General features: G+C 53.2%; 16 protein-coding genes. 15 read left to right on the top strand and 1 reads right to left on the bottom strand.

From position 1 onward, the window contains the following. The first annotated feature begins 273 nt into the window (after window positions 1–273). Window positions 274–1305: a LacI family DNA-binding transcriptional regulator gene (locus tag ACFSUF_RS09490; RefSeq protein WP_377602375.1), complete on the top strand. Its 1032-nt coding sequence runs from the start codon at window positions 274–276 to the stop codon at window positions 1303–1305. A gap of 44 nt (window positions 1306–1349) precedes the next feature. Here ACFSUF_RS09490 and ACFSUF_RS09495 read toward each other — a convergent pair whose 3' ends face one another. Continuing rightward, window positions 1350–1808 carry a hypothetical protein gene (locus ACFSUF_RS09495; RefSeq protein ID WP_377602377.1) on the bottom strand — a complete coding sequence of 153 codons (459 nt, stop codon included), beginning with the start codon at window positions 1806–1808 and terminating at the stop codon, window positions 1350–1352. Between the two features lie 183 nt (window positions 1809–1991). On the opposite strand from ACFSUF_RS09495, the gene ACFSUF_RS09500 reads away from it, so the two are divergent. The 14 genes from ACFSUF_RS09500 (at window position 1992) to ACFSUF_RS09565 (ending at window position 16571) form a co-directional block, all read left to right on the top strand. Then, window positions 1992–3530 (top strand): phytoene desaturase family protein, encoded by a 1539-nt coding sequence (locus ACFSUF_RS09500; protein WP_377602378.1) that lies wholly within the window; start codon window positions 1992–1994, stop codon window positions 3528–3530. Further along, window positions 3527–5002, top strand: coding sequence for a phytoene desaturase family protein (locus ACFSUF_RS09505; protein WP_377602380.1), 1476 nt, complete (start codon window positions 3527–3529; stop codon window positions 5000–5002). The genes ACFSUF_RS09500 and ACFSUF_RS09505 overlap by 4 nt, the downstream gene beginning before the upstream one ends. Further along, on the top strand, window positions 4990–5868 hold the full coding sequence (locus ACFSUF_RS09510) for a phytoene/squalene synthase family protein (protein WP_377602382.1): 879 nt from the start codon (window positions 4990–4992) through the stop codon (window positions 5866–5868). The genes ACFSUF_RS09505 and ACFSUF_RS09510 overlap by 13 nt, the downstream gene beginning before the upstream one ends. After that, complete coding sequence (locus tag ACFSUF_RS09515; RefSeq protein ID WP_377602383.1) at window positions 5865–6614, top strand: carotenoid biosynthesis protein; 750 nt, start codon at window positions 5865–5867, stop codon at window positions 6612–6614. The genes ACFSUF_RS09510 and ACFSUF_RS09515 overlap by 4 nt, the downstream gene beginning before the upstream one ends. Next, window positions 6583–7332 (top strand): lysophospholipid acyltransferase family protein, encoded by a 750-nt coding sequence (locus tag ACFSUF_RS09520; protein WP_377602384.1) that lies wholly within the window; start codon window positions 6583–6585, stop codon window positions 7330–7332. The genes ACFSUF_RS09515 and ACFSUF_RS09520 overlap by 32 nt, the downstream gene beginning before the upstream one ends. After that, on the top strand, window positions 7311–8450 hold the full coding sequence (locus ACFSUF_RS09525) for a glycosyltransferase (protein WP_377602386.1): 1140 nt from the start codon (window positions 7311–7313) through the stop codon (window positions 8448–8450). Before ACFSUF_RS09520 ends, ACFSUF_RS09525 begins: the two co-directional genes overlap by 22 nt. Then, window positions 8426–9928 (top strand): phytoene desaturase family protein, encoded by a 1503-nt coding sequence (locus tag ACFSUF_RS09530; protein ID WP_377602388.1) that lies wholly within the window; start codon window positions 8426–8428, stop codon window positions 9926–9928. Before ACFSUF_RS09525 ends, ACFSUF_RS09530 begins: the two co-directional genes overlap by 25 nt. A gap of 17 nt (window positions 9929–9945) precedes the next feature. Beyond that, window positions 9946–11016, top strand: coding sequence for a type 2 isopentenyl-diphosphate Delta-isomerase (gene fni / locus ACFSUF_RS09535; protein ID WP_377602390.1), 1071 nt, complete (start codon window positions 9946–9948; stop codon window positions 11014–11016). A gap of 266 nt (window positions 11017–11282) precedes the next feature. Further along, window positions 11283–12218, top strand: coding sequence for a S66 peptidase family protein (locus ACFSUF_RS09540; RefSeq protein ID WP_377602391.1), 936 nt, complete (start codon window positions 11283–11285; stop codon window positions 12216–12218). A 135-nt stretch (window positions 12219–12353) separates the two neighbouring features. Continuing rightward, the gene (locus tag ACFSUF_RS09545; protein ID WP_377602393.1) at window positions 12354–13241 is read left to right on the top strand and encodes a DUF421 domain-containing protein; all 888 of its coding nucleotides are present in this window, start codon (window positions 12354–12356) and stop codon (window positions 13239–13241) included. 218 nt (window positions 13242–13459) lie between these two features. Beyond that, a complete protein-coding gene (gene spoVAC / locus ACFSUF_RS09550) occupies window positions 13460–13954 on the top strand; it encodes a stage V sporulation protein AC (protein WP_377603140.1) in 495 nt (164 codons plus the stop codon). A 1-nt stretch (window position 13955) separates the two neighbouring features. After that, a complete protein-coding gene (spoVAD, locus tag ACFSUF_RS09555) occupies window positions 13956–14969 on the top strand; it encodes a stage V sporulation protein AD (protein WP_377602395.1) in 1014 nt (337 codons plus the stop codon). Window positions 14970–14973: 4 nt separating this feature from the next. Then, entirely contained in the window at window positions 14974–15324 is a 351-nt protein-coding gene (spoVAE, locus tag ACFSUF_RS09560; protein WP_377603141.1) for a stage V sporulation protein AE, read from the top strand. 287 nt (window positions 15325–15611) lie between these two features. Continuing rightward, window positions 15612–16571, top strand: a complete 960-nt coding sequence (locus tag ACFSUF_RS09565; RefSeq protein ID WP_377602397.1) for an AAA family ATPase — start codon at window positions 15612–15614, stop codon at window positions 16569–16571. The last annotated feature ends 1 nt before the right edge of the window (window position 16572 follow it).

Below are 16572 nucleotides of genomic sequence, written 5' to 3' on the forward strand. Positions count from 1 at the left end.
TTGCCGCCATTCCGGGACCGGACTTCGTCGCCTCACATCGGAGTCCGGTTTTTTCGTTAAAATATGAGAACGATAAGTTTCATGTTATATTCAGTTCTGATATTTTTCCGGAATGAAACGATCTTTTCACCTAAAGGACGGCGGAAGACGGTTCACCTTAGCACAGGAAATTCTCGCAAAATGTAAGCTATGTTTACAACCCGGGAAGATATGAGCTACGATATAGGTATAAAGTAACAATGATTCGGGATTGTTGCATTTGGAGGAATTCATATGTCAGTCACTATTAAAGACGTTGCTAGAATAGCAGGCGTTTCGCCGTCTACAGTATCCAGAGTGATATCGAATCATCCCCGGATCAGCCGCAAGACGTCGGATAAAGTAAAACAGATCATGACCGAGCTTGGATACCATCCTAACATCATGGCGCAAAGTCTTGTTTCGCGCACGACGAATACAGTCGGAATCATACTTCCAAGGCCTGCGGAAGAGCTGTTTCTGAACCTGTTCTTTTCCGAGGTGATTCGGGGAATCGTGTCCCAGACGTCGCGGGCGGGTTACGACCTGCTGATGACATCCGGCGCTACGGAAGCGGAAGAAGTAGAGGCGATGACCCGGCTTGTGCGGGGCAGAAGAATCGACGGGGTGCTGCTTCTGCATTCCCGCAGCAACGATCCGATGATTAAGCTGCTGAAAGAAGAGGAGTTTCCTTTCGTTCTCATCGGCCGCAGCGCTGATGATCCGGATATCGTTTCCGTTGATACGGATAACGTACAAGCCGCTTACGATGCGGCACGGCATCTGATCATGCAGGGGCATGAGCGGATCGGATTCGTCAGCGGGCCTCCGAATTTGATGGTTTCCCAGGATCGGCTGGCAGGTTACCGTAAGGCGCTCAAGGAAGCAGGCCTGGAAACCAGGGACGAATGGATGGTGGAAGGCGAGTTTCTGCAGGAGAGCGGATACCGTGCCATGTCATTCATCATGAATCTGCCGGAACCGCCTACGGCGCTCGTTGTCACGGACGATGTGGTGACGTTCGGCGTCGTTCGCGGCTTGACAGAGCTGGGGTATCGCGTCCCGGATGATATCAGCCTCGTCAGCTTTAACAATATAGCCCTGGCTGAAATGTCAACTCCGCCGATCAGTTCGGTGGATATCGGCATTTACCAGCTGGGTTATACGGCATCGCATTCCCTTCTCCGCTCCATTCAGGGGGAAACGGGGGGACAGACGCGGATGATTATCCCGCACAGGCTTGTTGTCCGTGAGTCGTCCTTGAAATCAGACAGGCATTGGCGTTAACAAGAGCCTTTCCAGGTTAAAAACCATGGAAAGGCTCTTTTCATTTACGGCCTGCCCGGATTTCTTTCGAATAATAGCTGAAGAACGGCTCCGACAATCAGTCCGTACATCAGGTGGCCCAGCAGCCACCAGCCGAAAGCTGCCGCATCCGAAAGTTCCGGCGTCCGGCTGGAAAGAGCAGTGGTCGGGAACAACACAACACCTAACAATACACTTGCTCCGGCGATTACCGCCAATCGCTTACCGCGTGCAGAATTTGTTCTATACCCCAGCGAGAAGAGCGCAGCAACTGCGACGGAAAGAACAAGATGAATGCCGAATTGCGCGAATTCGGTCGTGATGATATCCCTAAGCCCCGGAACATAATCGACACTAAGCAGAAGAGTATATACTTTGCTGCCGGTGCCATTTTCAATTCCTTTCAACAGGTACCCCATCCCAATTCCCGCAGCTAAGCCGGCGACAAGTCCATAGCCGATTCTCATACGGATTTCATGCCTCATTTGCATCCCCCGTTTCATTCATTTTCACATGACTGCCATACTTTTATTGTAGCAGAGAAAACTTTTTGTACAATAGTTGTAGAATGTTTGTATAATGTATGATATAATTTGATCATATTTAGGAAATAATTTGTTTAATAATGGAAATGGACGTGAGATACAGTGGAAGGTGGTTTTTCAGCTATGAACAGGAGCAAGCGGATCGCGGTGGTTGGCGCCGGACCCGGCGGATTGGCGGCAGGCATGCTGCTGGCTGCCTCGGGGTATAAGGTAACCGTCTTGGAAAAGCAGCCCTATCTCGGCGGACGCTGCTCGCGAGTTCAGCTGGGCGAATTTGCTTTTGACAGAGGCCCTACCTTCTTGATGATGCCTCATCTGCTTAAGGATCTTTTTCATTCCGTAGGCCGAAACATCGAAGATTATGTCCGGCTGATGCCGGTGAATCCTTTATACACACTGAAATTTGGGGATGTGGAATTTACTCCAAGCCTTGACCGCAGCAAAACACGTGATCAAATCGAAACCCTTTTTCCGGGAAATGGGGAAGGGTACGAACGCTTTATGCGGCAGGAAGCGGAAAAATTCAGCAAAGTCATGCCGTTGCTGCAGCAGCCCTTTACGAAACTAAGCGATTATTTTAACGGCGATGTGATTGCAGCTCTGCCTAAGCTTCACGCCACTGATACAGTATATGGCCGATTATCAAAATATTTTTCCGATGAAAGGCTCATTGTGGCGTTCTCTTTTCAGGCGAAATATTTGGGAATGTCTCCGTGGGAATGTCCAGGGACGTTCACCATCCTTTCTTACCTGGAGCATGAGTTCGGCTTATTTCATCCGGTTGGCGGGGTGAACAGGATCTGCCAGGCGATGGCTGACATTATTGAAGAGTACGGCGGCACGGTTCGTCTGGACAACAGTGTGGAAGAAGTGCTGGTATCACGAGGAAAGGCAACCGGCGTAAGACTGGCCGGGGGAGAGATCGTAGATGCCGACGATGTTGTAGTGAATGCCGATTTTGGCACGGCGGTCACCACGTTATTCGCTCCGGGCGTGATCAAGAAGTATAAGAAGAGTTCGTTAGACCGCAAAAAATGGTCCTGCTCTACTTTCATGCTTTATTTAGGTGTGGACGGCGAGATTGATATGCCTCACCATACGATTCTCTTTTCGGGAGATTACAAGAAGAACGTAGCTGAAATTACAGGCAGTAAAACCTTGTCTGAGGACCCTTCCATCTATGTGCATAACCCCGGTAAAATCGATCCGACCTTAGCCCCTCTAGGTAAAACCGCACTTTACGTTCTAATGCCGGTTCCGAATGTCACCGGCAGCGTGAACTGGGAACAGGAAAAGCACCGGGTTCGTAAGCAAATGCTGGACCGGCTGGAGCAGGAACCGCAGCTTCAAGGCTTGTCGGATCGGATCCTCGAAGAAAGAATCTTGACGCCCCAGGACTGGCAGGACGAAATGTTGGTATATAACGGGGCGACCTTTAATCTAGCCCATACGCTGGATCAGATGATGTATCTTCGGCCTCATAACCGGTTTGAAGAGGTGGAAAACTGCTGGCTTGTAGGCGGGGGAACCCATCCGGGGAGCGGTTTGCCTACGATATTGGAATCGGCCAAAATCAGTACCGGGATGTTGATGGAGCGGGATCGCGCCGAGCTTGCAAAAGCATCCGGCTGGAGGGAACGGACAGGAGGGATAAGGCGATGAGCACGGCTATTATTGGAGCGGGTGCAGGCGGCTTAACAACGGCTCTCCTGCTTACGGCACAAGGCCAAGAGGTCACCGTCTATGAACGTTCGCATCAGGTAGGGGGGCGTTTGGCATATGAGAAAGACGGCAGCGGCAGGTACATCATCGATCAAGGGCCGACCATCGTGCTTCTTCCGGAGATGCTGCTCGGAATTTTAGAGGAAGCCGGCATACAAAGAGAACGGATTCCTCTGATCGCCTGCGATCCGATGTACCGCATCCATTACGCGGATGGTACTGCTTTTGATAAATACAGTGACAACGCCAAGCAGGAAGAAGAAATCGAGCGCGTGTTCCCCGGTGAATCAGCGGGCTTCCGCCGCTATATGTCGACGATGAAAGATCTGTTTCTGAACGGGAAAGAAGCGTTCTTGGAAAAGTCGTTTCTGCGCAGATCGGAGTTTTTCACATGGAAGAACGTTCTTCTTCTGCAAAAAATGAAAATCCACAAGAGCGTAAGGGGGCTGGCAGAAGAATTTTTTAAGGATACCAGACTCGCCGATGCTTTTTCACTGCAAACCTTATATATCGGGGGAGCTCCTTTCCAATCCCCGGCTCTGTATTCCTTGATCCCCTATGCGGAACATGCCTTTGGCATTTGGTATTTAAAGGGAGGCTATCATTCGCTGAATGGGATTATGGAGCAGGAACTTCGTGCGCGCGGTGTGGAATTTAAGTTGAACAGCGCAGTAGAGCGGATTGCACTTCAGGAGAACCGGACCATCGGTGTGGAAGTTAGCGGCCAGGGCCTGCATAAACATGATCGGGTCATCTATAACGGGGATTTCCCTAATTTGCGAGGCTTGCTGCCGCCAAACATGAAAGGCATGAAGACGCCGGCTAAGTACATTCCATCCTCAGGCTGTGTTCTGGTGTATCTTGGGGTACGGAAGCGATGGAGCCATAGCCGGGCGCATCAATTTTTCCTGCCTCAGTCATTAACCGCTTCACTGAAAAGTATATTCGAACAAGGGCGTATTCCCGATGACCCGTCATACTACGTATTCAATCCTGTGGAACTGGATCCGCAGGCTGCCCCGCACGGGGAAAGCGTGATGTATATGCTGATTCCGGCTCCTGCCGGCGGCGGCATCGACTGGGAGCAGGAAGCGCCGCGATTGGCAGAGCGGGTTATCCAGGATGCGGAGCAGAGAGCTTTCCCGGGACTGACCGAAGCTATTCAATGGAAGAAAATCCGTACACCGCTGGATGCGGAGCGGGAAGGCCTGTACGGCGGAGGCAGCTTCGGGCTTGCTCCGCTGCTGAAACAGTCGGGTGTGTTCCGGCCTCAGTTTATGCCGTATCCGATACAGGATTTGTATACTGTCGGGGCTTCCGTTCATCCCGGAGGCGGAATTCCCATTGTCATGCAGGGAGCCAAGCTGCTGGCAGGCCACTTAGGAAGGGAGTTACGAGCATGGAACGCTTAGAATTTATGGATTTATGCAAGGACGTCATAGCAAAGGGATCGGTTACGTTTTACAAGGCGTTCGCTTCTCTTCCCAGCCCTAAGAGAGAGGCAGTACATGTGATTTACGCCTTCTGCCGGTTTATTGACGATTCTGTGGATGAACCCGAAACATCGCCCTTTACGCTGGATGAGCTGGAACAGAAGTTCGAACATCTGGAAACAGCCCAAGGGCATTTTATCTGGGATGCGCTGCGCTGGCTGTTCCGCGAATTCCCTCAAGTCAGCAAGGACCCTTTTCGCAGACAAATGGAAGGACAGCGCGGGGATATTCACTTCACTGCCTATGATACGATGGACCAACTGGAAGAGTATTGTTACAAGGTGGCTGGAACCGTCGGAGAAATGCTGCTTCCGGTACTTCATGACGCCCCTGAGGAGCGCATTGCCGAATCCGGTGTATACTTAGGCAAAGCGATGCAGATTGCCAATATCGTCCGCGATGCGGGAGAAGACTTGGCGCGGGGACGGCGGTACATTCCGGCCGAGCTCATGGCGAAACACGGATATACAGAAGATGATTTTTTGAATAAAAAGATCACGCCGCAGTGGAGAAACCTGATTGAAGAGTTAAGCGAATTGTCCCGCTTATGGTTCCGGATAGGGGTAAGGGATTTGCACACTTATCCCGCCGCCAGCCGATTCTCAGTGGCTTTGGCGGCTAAGTACTATGAAGCGATTTTAGATAAAGTGAAGAAGAACAAATACGACTCTTTCAACCGGAGGGCCGTTGTAACTGCTAAGACAAAGATGGGTATTTTTATTTCCTTGAGGTCCGCCCTCGACGCATCGGACTATCCGGCGAAAGAAAGCTGGGATGTTTCATGACGGTACGGGCCCTGTTTTGGGGCTGGTATGTGATTGGCCTGGCACTTCTGTTGTTTTATCATGTTCCCCGGGCACTCTCGTTTTCTAACGGACTATTTCTGTTGTTTTACGCGATTTACGCTGTATGGATCGACAGAGCTTCATTTAGGACTGACCGCCGGCTTCCATACCGCTTAGCGGCAGTCTTGATTTTTACTTATGCATTGGAATACTGCGGAACCGTTACAGGCTTCCCTTTTGGGCCATATGTGTATACTGAGGTGCTGGGGTTTGCTCCATGGAAGGTGCCCGCGGCCATCTCGTTTGCCTGGGTCGGCGTGATGATGTCGGCTTTGACGCTATCCACCGCACAGACTAAAACCGGAAGAGCTCTGCAGGCTGGCGGTTATGCCGTTCTGTTTGACCTGGTTTTGGATCCGGTGGCTGCCAAGCTCGGCTTTTGGACATGGGGGACCGAAGGCGTCCCGTTAGCTTTTTACGGCGTTCCGCTTCAGAATTTCGCCGCCTGGTTTGCCGCCGCAGCGTTGTTGTCATTGCTGTTTCCGATAAAAGCTGTAAATCGGACATTGGCGGAACACAGGGGCCGCCGCGAAGCTTTGCGCCTTTATCAAGGCATGCTTCTTATGTTCGGCCTGCTGGCATGGAAAGAAGGGCTTGTCGTGCCCGGCCTTATGTCGTTTGTGATGATTATATTTACAGAAGGGAACAGAACGTATGATACCGGCCAGCAAAAGCAAACCGTTTAACGCTTTGTTCTCCGTATACAACGAATATTACTTGCTGCGCCGGCATTTTCACTCGGTACGCCTGCGGGGTGCGGTTGATCCTCTAACGAAGGGACCGGTTCTGTACGTGATGAACCACAGCAGCTGGTGGGACGGGCTGATCGCTTACCATGCAGAACAGACCGCTTCCGCCAGAGACCATTATATGATGATGGACGAGCGGCAAATGAGCAAATTTTCGTTTTTCCGCAAAATCGGTGCATTTTCTATCGATAAGACTTCCCCGGCCGAAACGGTTATTTCCTTGAAATACGCAATGAAGCTGCTCCAGCAGGACAAATCGGTCTGGATTTTTCCTCAGGGAGACATTCGGCATCAGGAGGTCAGACCTTTGACATTCAGCAGCGGAGTCGGTTATATGCTGGAACGGTGTGCTGCTGCCGCTGTGATTCCTGTAACGCTCTATTATACCCTTGGGGTTCATCAGAAAGCGGAAGCAACGATGTATTTCGGCACGCCGATTTCGTCTGCCTGGGATTCGATAGGCCGTAAGAACGTGACCTTGCAGCTGCAGCAAAAGCTCGAAACCCAACTGGACCTGCACAAAGGGTGGATCACCGGAGAGAATGCGGTTGAATTGGCTTTATTTCACCCGTTATGGCCTGACGGCAAATCTGCCAGTGACCGGTTTGACGCATGGCGAAGGAGGCTGTCCGGATGGAATCCGTTCTCTGGGTAATCAGCGGCTTGCTAGCCGTTCAGCTAGCGTTCGTTCTATGGAATACTTCTCAGTTCCCCCGAATTCCGCCCGGTTCAAAAGAACTGCCTGATGCGGAGGGTGCTCCGCTGCGCCTTTCCATCCTGATTCCCGCCCGGGACGAAGAGAGGAACATCGAGGCTTGCTTATACTCGATTGTTGAACAGAATACGGCAGGGCTAAAGTACGAGGTGATCGTGCTGAATGACCGGTCTTCGGACGGTACGGGAAGACTTGCTGAAAACATTGCCTCCCGGTATCCGCAGGTTCGGGTCCTGCATGGAGCGGAACCTCCGGGCGGCTGGACGGGCAAATCCTACGCATGCCATCAGCTGGCTGAAGCGGCAGGCGGAAACTGGCTTTTCTTCATGGATGCGGACGCCCGTCTCGAACCTGGCGCTGTCGCAGCCCTGCTGCAGTTTGCGGAGGGTCAGGGAAACGGAGTCGTAACAGGGTTCCCCCGTCAAGAAACCCATTCGTGGATGGAGCGGCTGGTTGTTCCTATGATGATGTATACGATTTCGTGCCATCTTCCCGTGAAGCTCGTCAGGGGGACGAACGACCCCCGGTTTGCGGCGGCTCATGGAGCCGCGCTGCTGCTGCACAGAGATACTTATGGCGCGGTCGGAGGGCATGCGGCCATTGCCGGGGAGCTTGTGGACGATATGGCATTGGTGCGCAGGGCCAAACTGGCAGGCCATCCTGTAACATTGGCGGAAATGCATCCTTGGGTGACAATGCGGATGTACCGCAGCGGGTCGGAAGTGTGGAACGGGTATAAGAAAAATGTGTTTCCGGGTGTAGGGCGCAACCCGTTTATCATGGCGGGGGTTCTCGCATGGTACGGCAGCCTGTATGTGATTCCGGCGGTGTCAATGTTATTGTCATGGGCCGCACCTCATTGGCTGCTGCCTTCGGTGATTTGCTGCCTTCTCGCCATGCTGACGAAGCTCAGGTCAGACCGGGTGAACGGGCTGCCCTGGATTTACGCCCCGGGCATTGCGTTAAGTGCCGGCCTGCTGGTTTCTATCGGTTTGGATTCGTGGTACAGCTCGGGAGCCGGCAGAGGGTATACATGGAAAGGACGGAGATACTTGTGAAAAAGGCGGCTGTCATCGGGGGAGGGCTTGGAGGCCTGGCCTGTGCGATCCGTTTGGCTGCCGGCGGCTGGAAAGTGACGGTGTGCGAACAGCAGCCGAAGCTTGGCGGAAAGCTGCAGCGAATCGACGCGGAAGGCTACCGGTTCGACCGCGGGCCGAGTACCATTACCATGCTGGATTCGTTCGAAGCGGTATTCGCATCGGCAGGCCGGAAAATGGAACATTACCTGTCGTTTTATCCGATCCATCCGTTAACCCGAAATCTATTTGCAGACGGACACATCGTGGACGCAGTCAAGGACAGAGTGCGGATGATGGAGCAGATCGCCCGATACAGTCCTGAGGACGCTAGAAATTTTCCTGCATTTATGGAAGAAGCGGGCCAGATGTACCGTATCGGCAAACAGCAGTTTCTGAACAAACTGCTGCTTGATTGGAAAGATAAAGTGTCGCTTCCGATGGCCGCCAGCTTTTTCAGGATCCGGCCGTTTACGAAACTGCAAGGCATGCTGCGCCGATATTTCCGCCATCCGAACACGCTTGCTCTTTTCGGGAGATACGCGACCTACGTCGGCTCCTCGCCCTATTCGGCGCCTGCGGTCTTCTCCATGCTGGCATCTCTGGAAGCGGATGAGGGCATCTATGGGGTGAAGGGCGGCACCTATGAAATCGTAAAAGCATTTACGAAACTGGCCCAGGAACTTGGAGTCGAGATATTGGCCTCTACGGCAGTAGAGGAAATCCGGATGAACGGGGGCAGAGCCAGCGGGGTTATGACCTCCGGAGGGTTCCTTCAGGCGGATGCCGTTATTGCTAATGGGGACGTGCTTTCCGTATACGAAAAGCTGGTTCCGCAGCGTTACCGTCCGTCCATGAGCCAGAACAAGATCGAACGTTACGAGCCTTCCCTCTCCGGGTTTGTTACGCTTCTGGGGGTTAAGAAAAAGTATGATTTGCTGAAGCATCATACGGTCTTTTTCCCTCAAAACTATTCGGATGAGTTTAACGATATCTTTGTGAAACGGGTTGCGCCCAAGGACCCGACCCTATATATTTGTTGTACAAGCGGCACGGAACCGGAAACGGCGCCTGCGGAAGGTAGCAGCCTGTTTGTCCTCGCCAATGCGCCTTATGTAACCGATGCCTGGGATTGGCAGAAAGAAAGGGACAGCTACCGGGAACACGTCAAGCGGAAACTCGAATCCGCAGGACTTACCGGTCTTGCTCTGCAAACGGAAGTTGAGATTACCTACACGCCTCTGGATCTCGAAAGGGATACCTCCGCTTATAAAGGCGCCATCTACGGCATTTCGTCTAATAGTTCACGGCAGACGTTCGCGAGGCCTGCCAACCGTTCCAAGGATATCGACGGCTTATGGTTCGTCGGGGGAACAACCCATCCCGGGGGCGGCACTCCCGTGGTCACTGCATCCGGCAGGCTGGTCGCGGAACGGATTTTACAAGAATATTCGGTATAGCAGATAGGGGTTAGAGAATGAAATCGAACGTAACGGGATCGGTTGAAGCCCGGCAGACAGAAAAACGGAAATCCGAGCATATCGAAATCTGCCTTCAGGAAGAAGTACAGGGCAAAGGCATTACGACCGGCTTCGAACGTTACCGGTTCCACCATAATGCATTGCCTGAAATCGATTTTGCCTCCATCTCCACCGATTCGATTTTTCTGGGCAAGCCGCTGAAAGCTCCGCTGCTTATCTCTTCTATGACCGGAGGGACGGACCGGGCGGGCCGCATTAACCGCGCGCTGGCAGAAACGGCGGAAGCCCGGGGATGGGCTATGGGCGTGGGCTCGGTTAGAGCAGCGGTACAGAACGAGGAGCTGGCGGATACGTTCGACGTACGGAAATATGCCCCGACCATTCCGATCCTGTCTAATGTAGGAGCCGTTCAGCTGAACTACGGCTTCGGTGTAGACGAAGCTAGAAGAGCGGTGGAATTGGTCGAAGCGGACGGGCTTGTGCTGCATTTGAATTCGATGCAGGAAGTATTCCAGCCGGAAGGAGATACGAATTTCGCGGCCCTGCTGCCGCGCATCGAAGAGCTTTGCTCCCGGCTTGGTCTGCCTGTCGGGGTCAAGGAGGTCGGCTGGGGCATCGATGCCGAAACGGCCGCACGCCTGCATAATGCCGGCGTCAGCTTTATCGATGTAGCCGGAGCGGGCGGCACCTCCTGGAGCGAGGTGGAGAAATTCCGCTCCGCCAGCCCGCTGCAACGGGCTGCGGCTGAAGCGTTCGCCGGCTGGGGCATCCCGACGGCGGAATCGCTTCGCGAAGTGCGCGGCCGTCTCCCGGCCGGCACGGTAATCGCGAGCGGCGGCCTGGCCACAGGCCTGGACGCCGCTAAAGCGGTCGCGCTGGGCGCGGACCTGGCCGGCTATGGGCGCCGGCTGCTCCCGGCGGCGGCAGGTGACCGCGCCGCCGAGGAGCTGCATGCGAAATTCGAGCAGATCGAGCTCGAATTTCGCATTGCGATGTTCGGCATCGGCGCAGGCAGCCTCGCCAAACTGAAGGGAACGCCCCGCTTGCGGGCGCTCGCGGAAAGATAGGCGGTTGCCGCGTGGCGTGGCGGGCGGGCAGGCGCATAGACTATCCTAAACTGACATGGTTAGGAGCTTGCGCCCCATGAGACACGACACATCGCTTGTAGTGATCCTGGTGTTGTTTCTTCTGCTTGTGATCCTGTTGCTTCTCTCGATTTGATCATAGACAGTGAAGTCTTGCTTCTTTCGGCAAGGCTTTTTTGCTGTGGTTGCCGCATAAACATAAGGCAGCAAGCTTAGAGGAGAAGCAGTGAAAGGAGGCATCGGCTGACGTGAGACAAAGGATTAAGCCGAGGCGCTTAAAGAAAGGCGATACGATCGGCATCACCGCTCCGGCCGGATGGGGCAGCACGGAAAAAATGCTGGCAGCGGCCGCATGGCTGGAAGGCCTGGGATATCGTGTGAAGCTGGGCAAGACGCTAACCAAGAGATACGGATACCTTGCCGGCACGGACAAGGAGAGGGCGGAAGAATTGAACTCTATGTTCGCAGACCCTTTCATACAAGCGATCTTATGTGCCAGAGGCGGTTATGGAACGGCAAGGATAGCGGAGCTTTTGGATTACGAGTCAATCCGGCGCAACCCGAAACTATTTTGGGGTTACAGCGACATTACCTTTTTGCATGCGGCGATTGCGAAATATGCCGGGCTGGTCACCTTTCACGGACCGATGCTGCTCGATTTGGCCAAAGAAGATGTGCACCCGCTTACCCTTGCTAACTTTGAAACGTGGTCCGTCCCGATGACCTTCAAGTATACGGAACATGTAGCGCCCCTGACGGCATTGGCGGAGGGAGAGGCGGAAGGGATTTTAACAGGAGGAAACCTTTCTTTACTCGTCAGCACTCTGGGAACAGCCTTTGAACTGGATACGGCAGGCAAGCTATTGTTGATCGAGGATATTGGCGAGGAGCCCTACAGGCTGGACCGGATGTTAAACCAGCTTCGGTTGGCCGGGAAATTTGCGGATGCTTCAGGTATTATCCTTGGCGACTTTCACGATTGCGACCCTCCTAAAGAAAAGGATCGGGAGTCTTTAAGTCTCGCCGAAGTGCTGGCCGACCACGTGGTGTCCGCCGGAAAACCTGTTCTTGCCGGATTCCGGATCGGACACTGTTCTCCTAACATTGCTGTTCCTTTAGGGGTTCATGCAAGACTCAACACTTATGAAAAGCTGCTGGAATGCAGTGAGCCCGCAATATGGTAGAATGCAAATGCCTTTATCGCTTGAGCAGGCTGCTCCGATAAAGGTTTTTTGTTTTGAAACACAGGGTCTTTTCATAACATTTCACTTTATTACAAATACTGAATTTACAAGCATTCGATGGGGGGTTATGTACTCATGTCCGACGAGGTGTCCATCCTTGTCCGCTCGCTGGGGGCAGTCTTTTTTCTGTTTGTGCTGACCCGGGTGCTCGGGAAGAAACAGATATCGCAGCTGACTTTTTTTGAATACATAACGGGAATCGCTTTAGGTGAACTTGTGGGCATCATGTCAACGGACTTGGAACGCGTCTTTTATCACGGGCTGATCTCTCTTGCGGTCTGGGGTTTTGTGCCTTTAGCCGTCGAATTTATTTCACTGCGCAGCAAAACCGTGCGGAATGTACTGGAAGGGCAAGGGACAGTATTCATCCGGAACGGCAACATACTGGAGAAAAATTTGAAGAAAGAGAGGTACAGTACCGACGAGCTTTTGGAGCAGTTACGAAAAAAAGGGGTATTCCAAGCAGCCGACGTCGAGTTTGCCGTACTAGAGCCCAGCGGGGAACTGACCGTACTGCCAACTAAGGAAAATCTGCCGTTGACCGCCAAAATGCTCGGCATACCGATGCTTTCGGAACAGGAGCCCCAGACAGTCATGATGGATGGCGCTATTTTAAAGGACACATTAAAGCCCCGCGGATTAACCGAAGCGTGGCTGAAGGACGAGATGGACAAGCGGAAGATCAGGGAGGAAGATGTTTATCTGGCCCAGGTCGATGCCAAAAACAGGCTTTACTTCGACATGAAAGGGGTGCAAATACACCGGCCCGAACCGGAGAAGCCCGACCTCCAGAATCAAATGCTGACCCACCTTACGCAAAGCGCCATACTTATGGAGCGTTATCTGGCAGATGCAGAAGATTCTCCCATGGCAAACAGCATGTCCGAGCTTCGGGACCGTGCCCGTCAGGTCATCAGCCAGCTGCAGCCCGCAGCTGTCAATTCAACGAAAGAGAGCAGGTGAAGGGAATGTCTGAACATAAGCAGGAACATGAAGAGTCCGGGCAGCATCCGCCGGCGGTCCATTTCAGCAGCGATATTCCGGTGGAGGTCGAGACAAAAGCGGAAAGTAATGAACCTTCGGAAGGAACCGTGAAGTTCGTTAATACCGGTGTATCTGAGACCGGGTTAGAACACCCCATGAAGGCAGAACAAACGGAGAGTGTCCCCGCTTCAGAGCCTATGGCGGCAAAAAGCGAATCTGCAGGAAATCAGGCGCAAGGATCTCTTCAGTCTCCGAAACAATATCAGAAATTTGCGAAAGACAGGGAGCCTGCCCGGCCTGTTCTGCGGAACTGCCTGATTGCCTTTCTGGTGGGCGGTTTGATCTGTATCATAGGACAGGCTCTGATGGATATGTTCCAGTATTTCTTCGGCATGTCCGATAAAGAAGCGGGCAACCCGACTGTGGCTGTGCTGATTCTGATATCCGTGCTGCTGACCGGGTTCGGCGTCTACGACCGTATTGCGCAGTGGGCGGGAGCGGGCACCGGCGTGCCTGTTACCGGGTTTGCCAATTCGCTTAGCTCGGCAGCCATCGAACACCGGAGCGAGGGTTTAGTGCTCGGCGTCGGCGGCAATATGTTCAAGTTGGCCGGTTCGGTCATCGTCTTCGGTACCGTAGCCGCTTTTGTAGTTGCGCTCATCTATTTGATTTTCGGATTGGAGGCTCCTTAATATGCTGCAAGGCAAACAATCCTGGGTATTCCCGAACCGCCCTGCCATCCTGGCAAGCGCAGCGGTAGTAGGGCCTGATGAAGGGAAAGGGCCGTTGGCGGAAGATTTCGACATTGTAGAGAATGAAACGAGAATGCAGGGAAAAAGCTGGGAAGCTACGGAACGCCTGCTTTTGGAGCGGGCGGCCGAGCTGGCGATTCACAAGGCCGGCTTGACTTCGAAAGAGATTCAATTCTACATTGGCGGCGACCTGATGAATCAGATCATCTCCAACAGTTTTGCCGCCAGGACGCTTTCCATCCCCTACTTCGGTGTGTTCGGCGCTTGTTCGACCTCGATGGAAAGCCTGGCGCTGGCGGCGCAGCTTGTGGATTCAGGTGCAGCTGATTATGTTTTGACGGGCACATGCAGCCACAACAGCACGGCTGAGAAACAGTTTCGCTATCCGACGGAATACGGCTCTCAAAAGCCCCCGACCGCACAATACACTGTAACGGGCGCAGGGGCGGCGGTGGTGACTAAAGAGGGTTCGGGACCTTATTTGACAGCCGCGACAATAGGCAAAGTAATCGACATGGGGATCACCGACCCGTTCAATATGGGTGCCGCGATGGCTCCGGCGGCGGTTCATACGATCAAAGCCCACTTTCGGGATACCGGACGGTCGCCGGGTTATTACGACCTGATTGTGACGGGCGATCTGGCGAAGGTCGGGCATAAAATTGCTTCCGATTTGTTCGCGGAAGAAGGGATCCCGATGGGGGAGACGGTATTCGGAGACTGCGGTCTTATGGTGTATGATATCGATAAGCAGCAGGTCCAGGCCGGGGGGAGCGGCTGCGGCTGCTCGGCGGTAGTTACTTACGGCCATATTGTGAAGCAGCTGCGGTCCGGTGCGCTGAACCGGGTGCTTGTGGTCGCTACGGGCGCCTTGCTTTCGCCGATTTCCGTACAGCAAAAAGAGACGATCCCCTGCATCGCACATGCGGTTGCGCTTGAGAGCGGGGTGAATTAAGATGATGCAGTATGTATGGGCTTTTGTTGTTGGAGGTGCCATTTGCGTAATCGGACAGCTGTTAATGGATGTGCGGAAACTAACGCCGGGCCACACGATGAGTGTGCTCGTGGTCACAGGAGCCATTGTCGACGGGCTGGGCTGGTACGAACCTTTGATTAAATTTGCCGGAGCCGGAGCGACCGTCCCGATTACCAGCTTCGGAAATTCCCTGGTGCACGGGGCCCTCTCGGAACTGAAGCGCGATGGGTGGATCGGCGTCATCACAGGCATCTTTGAGGTAACAAGCGCCGGCATCTCGGCGGCGATCATCTTTTCCTTCTTTGCAGCACTAGTATTCAAACCCAAAGGATGATCTGCAAGTCAATCCCAAGGTGAAACGACTGCCGCCGCCGTTGGGCCGCAGCAGTTCATTCCGATATACAGTTAAGCCAAGGACGCCTGCCGGCGTCCTTTTTTTTGCGCAAAAAAACTTTTATACCCCCGGAAGTCACCTAAGTCCCTGCCTGCATACAAAATTTCAACAAAATGGATTCAAGATGATTTATAATAAAAGATGTAACTTTTTTCAATTTCCAGCGTCTATCGCAATACTTGCGTCTATTATCACACAAACTTCTACGCTCTGGAGGGACTATTGTCATGGAAGCGCTTAGCACCGAACACTATAACGTAATACGCAGTATTCGCGAGCATCTGCAGGCTTGCATTCTCGGCAAAACGGATGAGATCGACATGATGCTGACGGCACTGCTTGCGGGCGGCCATGTACTGCTGGAGGACGTGCCGGGGACCGGGAAGACGGTTCTAGTCAAGGCGCTTGCCCGAACTATTCAAGGCCAGTTCCGCCGAATTCAGTGCAATCCCGATCTGCTGCCGACAGATATCACCGGCGTATCCATATATCACCCGAAACAAGAAGCATTCATTTTCCGCCCGGGACCGGTTATGACCAACATTTTGCTGGCGGATGAAATTAACCGGGCCACCACGAAGACACAATCAGCCCTGTTGGAATCAATGGAAGAACGGAGCATGACTGTAGATGGAGAAAGCTACGAGCTTCCTGTACCTTTCCTGCTCTTCGCTACCCAGAATCCGATTGATTTTGAAGGAACATATTCTTTGCCGGAAGCTCAGCTGGACCGCTTTATGATCAAGCTCGGTCTCGGTTATCCGGATGCCGCCTCGGAGCTGCGGATGCTTCAGTCCCAGCAGTCGGTCCACCCGCTGGAAGGAGTGGAGGCGGTGACCGGCACACAGCAGATCCGGGAAATTCAGGAGCGGGTCAAGCAGGTGCACATGGATGAGGCGGTAGCGGATTACCTGGTGAACATTATCCGCAGCACAAGGGATCATGCTTCCGTTCTTCTCGGAGCGAGCCCCCGGGCTACCATCGCTTTATTTCAGGCTGCAAAGGCTTATGCCGCCATTAAGGAAAGAAATTACGTGATCCCTGACGATATTAAATCGCTCGTGCCTTATGTGCTGGGTCACCGGATCCTGCTCCACACCGAGGCGAGAATTAACGGAGCCACTGTTGATTCCGTGCTTAAAGGGATACTGGAACAGGTGCGGGTGCCTGTAAGACTGGAGCGATAGG

Origin of the sequence: Paenibacillus gansuensis (genome assembly GCF_042684925.1) — a bacterium.
Lineage (GTDB): Bacteria > Bacillota > Bacilli > Paenibacillales > DY6 > Paenibacillus_N > Paenibacillus_N gansuensis.

Coding starts and splice junctions, on each gene's coding strand:
- ACFSUF_RS09490 (WP_377602375.1), top strand. CDS start 274: ATGTCAGTCACTATTAAAGACGTTGCTAGAATAGCAGGCGTTTCGCCG.
- ACFSUF_RS09495 (WP_377602377.1), bottom strand. CDS start 1,808: ATGAGGCATGAAATCCGTATGAGAATCGGCTATGGACTTGTCGCCGGC.
- ACFSUF_RS09500 (WP_377602378.1), top strand. CDS start 1,992: ATGAACAGGAGCAAGCGGATCGCGGTGGTTGGCGCCGGACCCGGCGGA.
- ACFSUF_RS09505 (WP_377602380.1), top strand. CDS start 3,527: ATGAGCACGGCTATTATTGGAGCGGGTGCAGGCGGCTTAACAACGGCT.
- ACFSUF_RS09510 (WP_377602382.1), top strand. CDS start 4,990: ATGGAACGCTTAGAATTTATGGATTTATGCAAGGACGTCATAGCAAAG.
- ACFSUF_RS09515 (WP_377602383.1), top strand. CDS start 5,865: ATGACGGTACGGGCCCTGTTTTGGGGCTGGTATGTGATTGGCCTGGCA.
- ACFSUF_RS09520 (WP_377602384.1), top strand. CDS start 6,583: ATGATACCGGCCAGCAAAAGCAAACCGTTTAACGCTTTGTTCTCCGTA.
- ACFSUF_RS09525 (WP_377602386.1), top strand. CDS start 7,311: ATGGAATCCGTTCTCTGGGTAATCAGCGGCTTGCTAGCCGTTCAGCTA.
- ACFSUF_RS09530 (WP_377602388.1), top strand. CDS start 8,426: ATGGAAAGGACGGAGATACTTGTGAAAAAGGCGGCTGTCATCGGGGGA.
- fni (WP_377602390.1), top strand. CDS start 9,946: ATGAAATCGAACGTAACGGGATCGGTTGAAGCCCGGCAGACAGAAAAA.
- ACFSUF_RS09545 (WP_377602393.1), top strand. CDS start 12,354: ATGTCCGACGAGGTGTCCATCCTTGTCCGCTCGCTGGGGGCAGTCTTT.
- spoVAC (WP_377603140.1), top strand. CDS start 13,460: ATGGCGGCAAAAAGCGAATCTGCAGGAAATCAGGCGCAAGGATCTCTT.
- spoVAD (WP_377602395.1), top strand. CDS start 13,956: ATGCTGCAAGGCAAACAATCCTGGGTATTCCCGAACCGCCCTGCCATC.
- spoVAE (WP_377603141.1), top strand. CDS start 14,974: ATGCAGTATGTATGGGCTTTTGTTGTTGGAGGTGCCATTTGCGTAATC.
- ACFSUF_RS09565 (WP_377602397.1), top strand. CDS start 15,612: ATGGAAGCGCTTAGCACCGAACACTATAACGTAATACGCAGTATTCGC.